This is a genomic window from bacterium (assembly GCA_035703895.1).
Taxonomy (GTDB): Bacteria; Sysuimicrobiota; Sysuimicrobiia; order Sysuimicrobiales; family Segetimicrobiaceae; genus Segetimicrobium.
Map to the genome: position 1 here is coordinate 44992 of DASSXJ010000160.1, position 7362 is coordinate 52353.

Annotated in this window: 7 protein-coding genes; 6 read left to right on the forward strand and 1 reads right to left on the reverse strand. The window is 65.1% G+C overall.

Translation table 11 applies throughout. The features are described 5' to 3' along the window. Positions 1-14 precede the first annotated feature (14 nt). The 5 genes from VFP86_11440 (at position 15) to tatC (ending at position 5107) form a co-directional block, all read left to right on the forward strand. The gene (locus VFP86_11440; protein HET9000252.1) at positions 15-689 is read left to right on the forward strand and encodes a TrkA family potassium uptake protein; all 675 of its coding nucleotides are present in this window, start codon (positions 15-17) and stop codon (positions 687-689) included. 94 nt (positions 690-783) lie between these two features. Next, positions 784-1443 carry a sigma-70 family RNA polymerase sigma factor gene (locus tag VFP86_11445; protein ID HET9000253.1) on the forward strand — a complete coding sequence of 220 codons (660 nt, stop codon included), beginning with the start codon at positions 784-786 and terminating at the stop codon, positions 1441-1443. Next, positions 1440-1934 (forward strand): zf-HC2 domain-containing protein, encoded by a 495-nt coding sequence (locus VFP86_11450; GenBank protein ID HET9000254.1) that lies wholly within the window; start codon positions 1440-1442, stop codon positions 1932-1934. Before VFP86_11445 ends, VFP86_11450 begins: the two co-directional genes overlap by 4 nt. 1 nt (position 1935) lies before the next feature. Continuing rightward, positions 1936-4368 carry a MucB/RseB C-terminal domain-containing protein gene (locus tag VFP86_11455; GenBank protein HET9000255.1) on the forward strand — a complete coding sequence of 811 codons (2433 nt, stop codon included), beginning with the start codon at positions 1936-1938 and terminating at the stop codon, positions 4366-4368. Between the two features lies 1 nt (position 4369). Continuing rightward, on the forward strand, positions 4370-5107 hold the full coding sequence (gene tatC, locus VFP86_11460) for a twin-arginine translocase subunit TatC (GenBank protein ID HET9000256.1): 738 nt from the start codon (positions 4370-4372) through the stop codon (positions 5105-5107). A gap of 16 nt (positions 5108-5123) precedes the next feature. On the opposite strand, the gene VFP86_11465 is transcribed toward tatC, so the two are convergent. Next, entirely contained in the window at positions 5124-6614 is a 1491-nt protein-coding gene (locus tag VFP86_11465; GenBank protein ID HET9000257.1) for an APC family permease, read from the reverse strand. A 394-nt stretch (positions 6615-7008) separates the two neighbouring features. Here VFP86_11465 and VFP86_11470 point away from each other — a divergent pair. Further along, on the forward strand, positions 7009-7362 hold a 354-nt coding region (locus VFP86_11470), incomplete at its 3' end, for an FAD-dependent oxidoreductase (protein HET9000258.1).

The following is a 7362-nucleotide window of genomic DNA, read 5'->3' on the forward strand; positions in this document are numbered from 1 at the left end:
AGGAGCGACCCGCGATGTATGTGATCGTCGTTGGGGGCGGCAAGGTCGGATATTACCTGACCAAGGCCCTGATCGCTGCCCGTCAGGAGGTCACCGTGCTCGAAAAGCTCCGGCGGCGGTTCGATCTGCTGCAGGAGGAGTTCGGGGACGCCGCGTTTCTCGGCGACGGGTGCGAGGTTCGGACGCTTGAGCAGGCCGGCGCGCCTCGGGCCGATCTCGTCGCGGCCGTCACCGGGGACGACGAGGACAACCTCGTGATCTGTCAGATGGCCAAGCGGAAGTTCAATGTGAAGCGAGTCATCGCGCGGATCAACAACCCAAAGAACGAAGTCACGTTTCAGATGCTGGGGATCGACGAGACGGTCTCTTCGACCAAGCTGATTTACAGCCTGATCGAGCAGGAGGTCGAGATCGCCGACGTGATTCCGCTCACCGCCCTCCGGAAGGGGCAGCTCGAACTCGTGGAGGTGGCGCTGCCTGAGGGCGCTCCGAGCGTCAACCGGCGAGTGCGGGATCTGGCCCTCCCGGCCAAGAGCAGCCTGGCGATCCTGGTGCGGGGGAATGATGCGGAGATCATCAACGGCGACACGGTTCTCCGCGGCGGCGATATCATCGTGGCCATCACGCCCTCGGCCATCGTCCAGGAGTTTCGCAAGGCCATGCTGGGCAGGGCTGTTCCTACGCCCTGACCCCTCGACCCGTCCGGCTCCTCCGGCCCCCCATGGAACTTTTCCCCCGCCCCCGGCGCTTCATAACATACGTGTCGATCCGGGGGGCCGGGCGATGGCGGACGCGGTATCGGTTGTCGGAGGCCTGGGAAGCATGACGTCCCCGTTCCCCGTGGGGGAAGGGGACAGGGAGGCGGTGTCCGGCGCCGAGGTGCCCGGAACGGTCCACCGGCTGGCGGCCTTTGAGGAGCTCGTCCTGCAGCACCAGAAACAGATCTACCGGGTCGCCTATCGGCTCACGGGGAACCACAACGACGCCGAGGACCTCGCCCAGGAGGCCATCGTCGAGGCGTTTCGAGCGTTCGACCGGTATCAGCCCGGCACCTATTTCGACCGGTGGCTGTACCGGATCATGAGCCGGACATACATCGACACCGTCCGCCGCCGCAACCGCAGGCCGGTCGTCTCGCTGGATGCGCCGATGGGCGGTAAAGGCGATCCACTCGTCACCGTGATGGGAGATTCGAGCCAGGATCCGCAGCAGATGACCGAGACGTTCGATTTGGACGGGGTCGTTCAGCTGGCGCTGGACGGCCTCCCGCAAGAGTTTCGGACGGCGGTCGTTCTTGCGGACATCGAGGGCCTGTCGTATGATGAAGTGGCGCAAGCCCTGCGGTGTCCGGTCGGGACGGTGCGGTCGAGGCTGCACCGGGCCCGGCAGATGCTCCGCGAGGCGCTTGGGCCGCACCTGGGCGCAAGGAGGGATGACCGATGAGCCGGCATGTTGCTGACCAGCTCTCGGCCTACATCGACGGCGCCCTCGGCGTGCGGGACGTCGAGCGGGTGAAGGCCCACCTGGATGTGTGCCCGATGTGTCTCCAGGAGTATCACGAACTCCATGGCGTGCAGCGTCTGCTCCGGGGATTGCCCGATCCGGGTCCCCAGCCGGGGTTCCTGGACCGAGTCCACTGGCGGCTGCAGCGCGAGGCCGCGCAGCACCATCGGCCCAGCCTGGTCCCCAGGTTCGTGAGCACATTGCAGATCAGGCCCTTCCGGCTGGCGGTTGCGGCGAGCGCCCTGGCGTTGATGCTGGCGATCCCCTGGGCGTGGATGACCGGGCAGTTCGGATGGCGTGTAGCACCCCTCGATTCGGATGCCTACGTGCGCCATTATCTGGTGCTGTCCTCCGACCGATCGCTGGTCGACGAAGCGACCACCACGTTCGTGTCCAACGACCTGGGCGTCCCGGATCAGCCGACCCGGTAGGATGCGTTCACCGATCATCCGCCAGGCGGCCGTCCTGGCGGTTTTTTCATTGCTGGTGAGCGCCGTCCCCTCCCCTGGGTGGTCCCAACCCGTGCTCCCGGGGGGCGTTGACACCGCCGTGTCCTGGCTTCGGTCGGGCGCAACGGCGCCCCGGCGGGTCAGTTACGAGGGCACGAAGTCGATTACGATCTGGGGCGCCCAGGTGCAGGCGTCTCAGGTGCACATTTACCATGCCGCCCCGGATCAGACCAGGCTTGAGTACCTGGCGGCAGGCAATCAACCTGGGCGGGTCGTGGTCATCAGAGGTCGTACCATGATGGAGTACGTGCCGGCCCGCAACCAAGTCGTGGAGCGGCCGGCGCCCGAGGCCGATGAGGAGCGTCTCACCCGGGGGGTGCTCCCCCAGATCCTGACCAACTACGACGTCGGCTTCGCGGGCACAGAATCCGTGGCGGGGCGAGCCACCCGGGTGGTCAACGTGCAGAGCAAATACCCGGGCCGGCCATCGCTTCGGGTCTGGGTGGACCGCGAGCGGCGGTTGATCCTGAGGTTCGAGCGATACAAGCCGGATGGGACGCTCCAGGAGACCGCGGCATTCATCAACGTCCAGTATGATCCCGTGTTTGCCCCGGACCTGTTCACGGTGCCGGCGCCGCCGGGCACGCAGGTGCAGCAGCAGCGGCCCCCCGGCCGCATGACGATCGCGGAGATCGCACAACGCGTCGGCTTCACGCCCCAACTGCCGTCCTACCTGCCATCCGGGTTTCAACAGAGGGGATCCCGCGTGGTCAACGTGCAGGGGCAACCGGTGGCGACGTTTGTGTACTCCGACGGCCTCTCCACGATGACTTTGTTCGAGAGCCGAGGACCGCAGGGCCCGCCGCCGAAGGGCCAGCCGGTCCGCATCGGGTCCATTCAGGGGACCGTCGCGCCGCGGGGACTCGCGACGCTGCTCCACTGGAACGCCGGGGGCATCTCTTACACGCTCGTCGGAGAACTGCCGCAGGAGGAGTTGGTGCGGATCGCCGCCTCGGTGCCGCAGGTCTCGGGTATGCGCACGTCGATGCCGGAGCGGTTCTGGGGGTCTGTGGCGACGCTCGGTGCCCTCCCCGCCGCCCAAGCGGCGCAACCGAGTCCCAGCCCGGACTCACCGGATTGGCCGGGCGTCCCACCCGTGCCGATCGCACCGTACATTACGAACGATACGCACCCGATCGGCCCGGGGCTCGCCGCCGAAGAGGTCCGGATCTGGCGTGCCCTCAAGACCGCCGGGCTCACCCCGATGGTGGTCAAGGTGACGGTCGCGGGCGACGGCGTCACCCGGCTGTCGGACGGACGCCTTGGGCATCTCGCCTGGATCCGCTTCGTGTACGGGATGGACTGGACGGGAGACCGCGAGGGAATCGTCCGGGAGGTCCAGGACATCGCCCGCGCGCTGGCGGCGACGGCGTTCCGCGCCGACTCGCGAGCCGGCCAGGTCGTGCTGACGGGACAGTATCATCGGAGCGGGCCGTTCAACCCCCAGCGATGGGACGTCACCTTCACCGCACGCTTGTACCGAGATCTGCTGACGTCGGCGCCGACCGATCTGGAGGCCGGCCCGGCGCTGGCCCAGGCGGGGGATGTCTGGTACAGTCCCGACCTCGTCTCCGGCGCGCTCGTGATGCTGCCTCCGCGCGCTCATGAGCCCCTCAGGAGCCCGCGATCCGCGAGGGTCGCCGCCGCGCTACCTGGAGATCGGTCTGCCGAGGCGGCGGTACACTTCAAGGGGAATGTTCTCCAGGTCATCGTGGAGACCAAGCGCCGGCTCGACGGCATCCTGTTCGGCATCGAGAGCGACGGCCGTCTGTGGCGCGGGAATCCGCGCCGGCAGGAGGTCGCGCTGACGTTTGACGACGGACCGGATCCCGTCGCCACGCCCCTGCTGCTCGGTGTGCTTCGGCGGTTCGGGGTCCACGCGACGTTTTTCGTGATCGGCGAGCACGCGACCACCTACCCGTACCTGATCAAGCAAATGGCGGCGGAAGGGCACGAAGTGGAGGATCACACGTTTCACCATCCGCGGCTGACGACGGTGGATGCCTCGGTCGTACGCGAGGAGATCGCGGCGGGGTCGGAGGTGCTCGCGCCCCTCGCGGGACGGGCGCGATGGTTCCGGCCTCCCGGCGGCGACTACAGCGCCGACATCGCCGGCGCAGCCCGGGAATCGGGGATGCGGCTCGCGATGTGGACGGTGAACTCGGGGGATTGGACCTCGCCCCCGTCGAAACGCCTGGTTGAGCGGGTGCTGGCCCGCGCGGAGCGTGGGGCGATCATCCTGTTGCACAACGGCACGCTCGTGACCGTCCGGGCGCTTCCCGAGATCATCGGCGAACTCCAGCGCCGGGGATATGACCTCGTGACGCTCGCAGAGCTGGCGCACGGGTCGGAGTAGGATGGCGGACCGGGACAAGCACATGACGCTGGTGGAGCACCTCGAGGAGCTCCGCCAGCGCCTCCAATACGCGATCCTCGGGCTGCTCGTTGCGACGGGAGTCGGACTCTTCTTTGTCGACGTCCTCCTCGGTATTCTGCTCCGGCCGGCAGGGAGCGTGAAGCTCACCACCCTGACCGTGCTCGAGCCGTTTCTCGTCAAGATCAAGGTCGCGTTTCTGTTCGGGTTCGCCGTGAGCATGCCCTGGATCGTTTACCAGCTGTACGCGTTCGTCGATCCCGCGCTCACGGAGACCGAACGCCGCAGAACGATCCCCTTGTCGCTCCTCGCGGGGTTTCTGTTTGCGGTCGGCATCGTGTTCGGGTACCTCGTGATTCTGCCCGTCAGCCTGCATTGGTTGCTCGCGCAGGCAGGGACCCAGTTCAACGCGTTGATCACCGCGAACGCCTATATCTCGTTCGTCCTCTTCTTTCTCTTGATCGTCGGCGCGACGTTCGAGACGCCCCTTGTCATCCTCACCCTGGCGTTTCTCGGCGTGGTCTCCGCGCAGACCCTCCGCCGGGAGTGGCGGATCGCCTACATGATCATCGCGGGGATCGCCGTCTTCGGCACGCCCGACTGGAGCCCGGTGACGATGCTCCTCGTCGCGATCCCGATGGTCCTGCTCTACGAGTTCAGCATCGTCCTCTGCCGGATCTTCATTAAGCCCCCGGCCCCGGAGCCGATCCGGGGTACGTAGGTGTGATCCGTCCGACTCACCGCCGGTCTCGTTGGATTCGCGCTTTGTCCCTGGCAGCAAGCGCAAACCGATACTCCTCCAACAGCGAATATTCTTCCGCCGATTCTAGGATCGCCATCTGTTCCTCGGGCCAGTTCCGTGGGATGGACCCCAAGATAGGGTACCCTCGCTTCCGCCGGTACGTCACGTAATAGGCGATGCAAAGGATGACCCACGCGGGCCCAGCGATCCGTCCAATGGTGTGTGTGGCGATGACCTCAAAGAGGATGAGGCTCACGCCTGCGATGCCAAGGAACCCAAGCACCGGGATTCGAACCGACTCCCCTCCGCGACGCCACGTAATGTTGAGGGGCACGTGATAGGGACGAGGCGTGACCGGATCGGTGAACCGAAGCCGGACCAACGATACGAAGACCAAGAGGTAGGCTAAGGTCGCGCCGAACGCGTACATGTTCCCCAAGGTATCGAGGGCCTGGGGTGTAAGGAATGAAAGCAGGGCCTCGATGATCGCCAGGGCAGAGAATACAACGATTGTGCGGTAGGGAGTGCGATATTGGGGGTGCACCGCGTTCATCCACCGGGTGGCCAGTCCCAGCTCGCTCATGGAGAACGTCAGCCGGGACGAGCCCATCACTCCCGTGTTGGCGGAGATGAGCAGGATGGTCGCCCCCAGCACGGCCGCGAACGGGCCGGCAATCACCCCGACAATTGGAATGTTTTGAGCCAACAGCGCCACAGGATCGTCCTGGTGCTGCGCGATCTGCTGCCAGGGCAGCATCCCGATTCCCAACGTGGAGAATGCCATCGCGAACAGCAGGACGCTGAAAATCAGTCCGAGCGATGTTCGCGGGATGACCGTGGCCGGACGACGGGTCTCCTGGGCGGCCTGGGAGATCGATTCCAACCCGACGTACGAAATGATCGCCAGTGAAGACCCGTACATGAACTGGGAGAACGTAGGTTGTTGCGTCTGAAACTGGTGCACGAGCAACTCGGGTTTCCACGCGAATAGGAACCCCAGGATGATGACCGATGACTCTGTGACCATGTCGATGCTGCCGATGACCTCGTTGAAGAGTGACGACTCACGTATCCCCCGGATATTGAGCCAGATGAGGAAGAGAATCAACACGACCGTCTCCGCCGCCCAAAATGGGTTGATGTGCCGAAACGGGCCCAGCGTTACCGAGTAATTCCGAATGGCGGGAACGAAGAAGTTGATGTATCCTGCCGAGGCCGCCGCAAACAAGGCGATATCAATGGTGTAGTCAAGGAGGAGCGCCGACCCCGCTATGAACCCCCAGAAATCCCCCAACCCCCGCGCCGTATAGTACTGCCCGCCTCCCGCCACCGGAAAGGAACTCGCGAGTTCGGTGTAGGCGAGACCGATGAGAACGTAGACTGCGCCCGCGACCGCGAACGCAAGAGGAGCAAGCCCCATAGACGCGGCCACGACAATCCCGAGGGCTGCGTAGATGTCGGCACCGACGTCGGCGTATCCCCACATGAACGAGCCCCAAATGGAGATATCTCTGCGAAGGCCCCGGGAAGACCCGGAGTGGGTTTCTTGCGTTTGGGTCATCGGTTGTGATCCCATGTCCCCGAGAAGTGTACCAGGGCCGAGGATCAAGAAACCCTCAAGAACATGCGCAGAATCATCAAGATCTGCTCAAGAATCACAGGTTGCAACGCAAGGACAGTTGAGCAGGTGAAGGAGGGGTGATCCGACGATATTCGATCGGGGCCCCCTGGGAACCCGGTCGCCCGGCCATCCGTACTATTGGGGAGAGGGGGCCAGATACCCGGACGGATGACGGGCCGTCATCCGAGAGCGTCCGAGATCCCCCGAACGATGGGCGCCATCGACTTGACGGGTCTGGTAAAATAGATTGGTATTATTCATGAGTTATCGCGCCCGGTCAGCCGGGTTACTGATCGTCGGTTTCATGGTCGTGGCCGTCGCGGGGCTCGCTCCTGTCGGGGTGACCGTCGCGTCGCCGGGAACTGTTTCTTCACCGCAGAACTGCCCCGTCTCCGTTCCCATCTTGGTCGTGGGGGGAACCCCCAGCGGCGTCGCGGCCGCGGTCGCAGCGGCTCGGTTGGGGACCCGGGTCGTGCTGACGGAGGCCCGGCCGTACCTCGGCGGCGATCTCACCGGCTCGATGCTCAACATGTTCGACATGGACTTTGGTCCCAACGGGATCCACCTCGCCCGCGGCATCTTCATGGACATCTACTCGCAGCTCGGCATGACC

What these genes read in the sequence shown, in the direction of transcription:
- VFP86_11440 (HET9000252.1), top strand. Translation starts at nt 15, where the DNA reads ATGTATGTGATCGTCGTTGGGGGCGGCAAGGTCGGATATTACCTGACC.
- VFP86_11445 (HET9000253.1), top strand. Translation starts at nt 784, where the DNA reads ATGGCGGACGCGGTATCGGTTGTCGGAGGCCTGGGAAGCATGACGTCC.
- VFP86_11450 (HET9000254.1), top strand. Translation starts at nt 1,440, where the DNA reads ATGAGCCGGCATGTTGCTGACCAGCTCTCGGCCTACATCGACGGCGCC.
- VFP86_11455 (HET9000255.1), top strand. Translation starts at nt 1,936, where the DNA reads ATGCGTTCACCGATCATCCGCCAGGCGGCCGTCCTGGCGGTTTTTTCA.
- tatC (HET9000256.1), top strand. Translation starts at nt 4,370, where the DNA reads ATGGCGGACCGGGACAAGCACATGACGCTGGTGGAGCACCTCGAGGAG.
- VFP86_11465 (HET9000257.1), bottom strand. Translation starts at nt 6,614, where the DNA reads ATGTGGGGATACGCCGACGTCGGTGCCGACATCTACGCAGCCCTCGGG.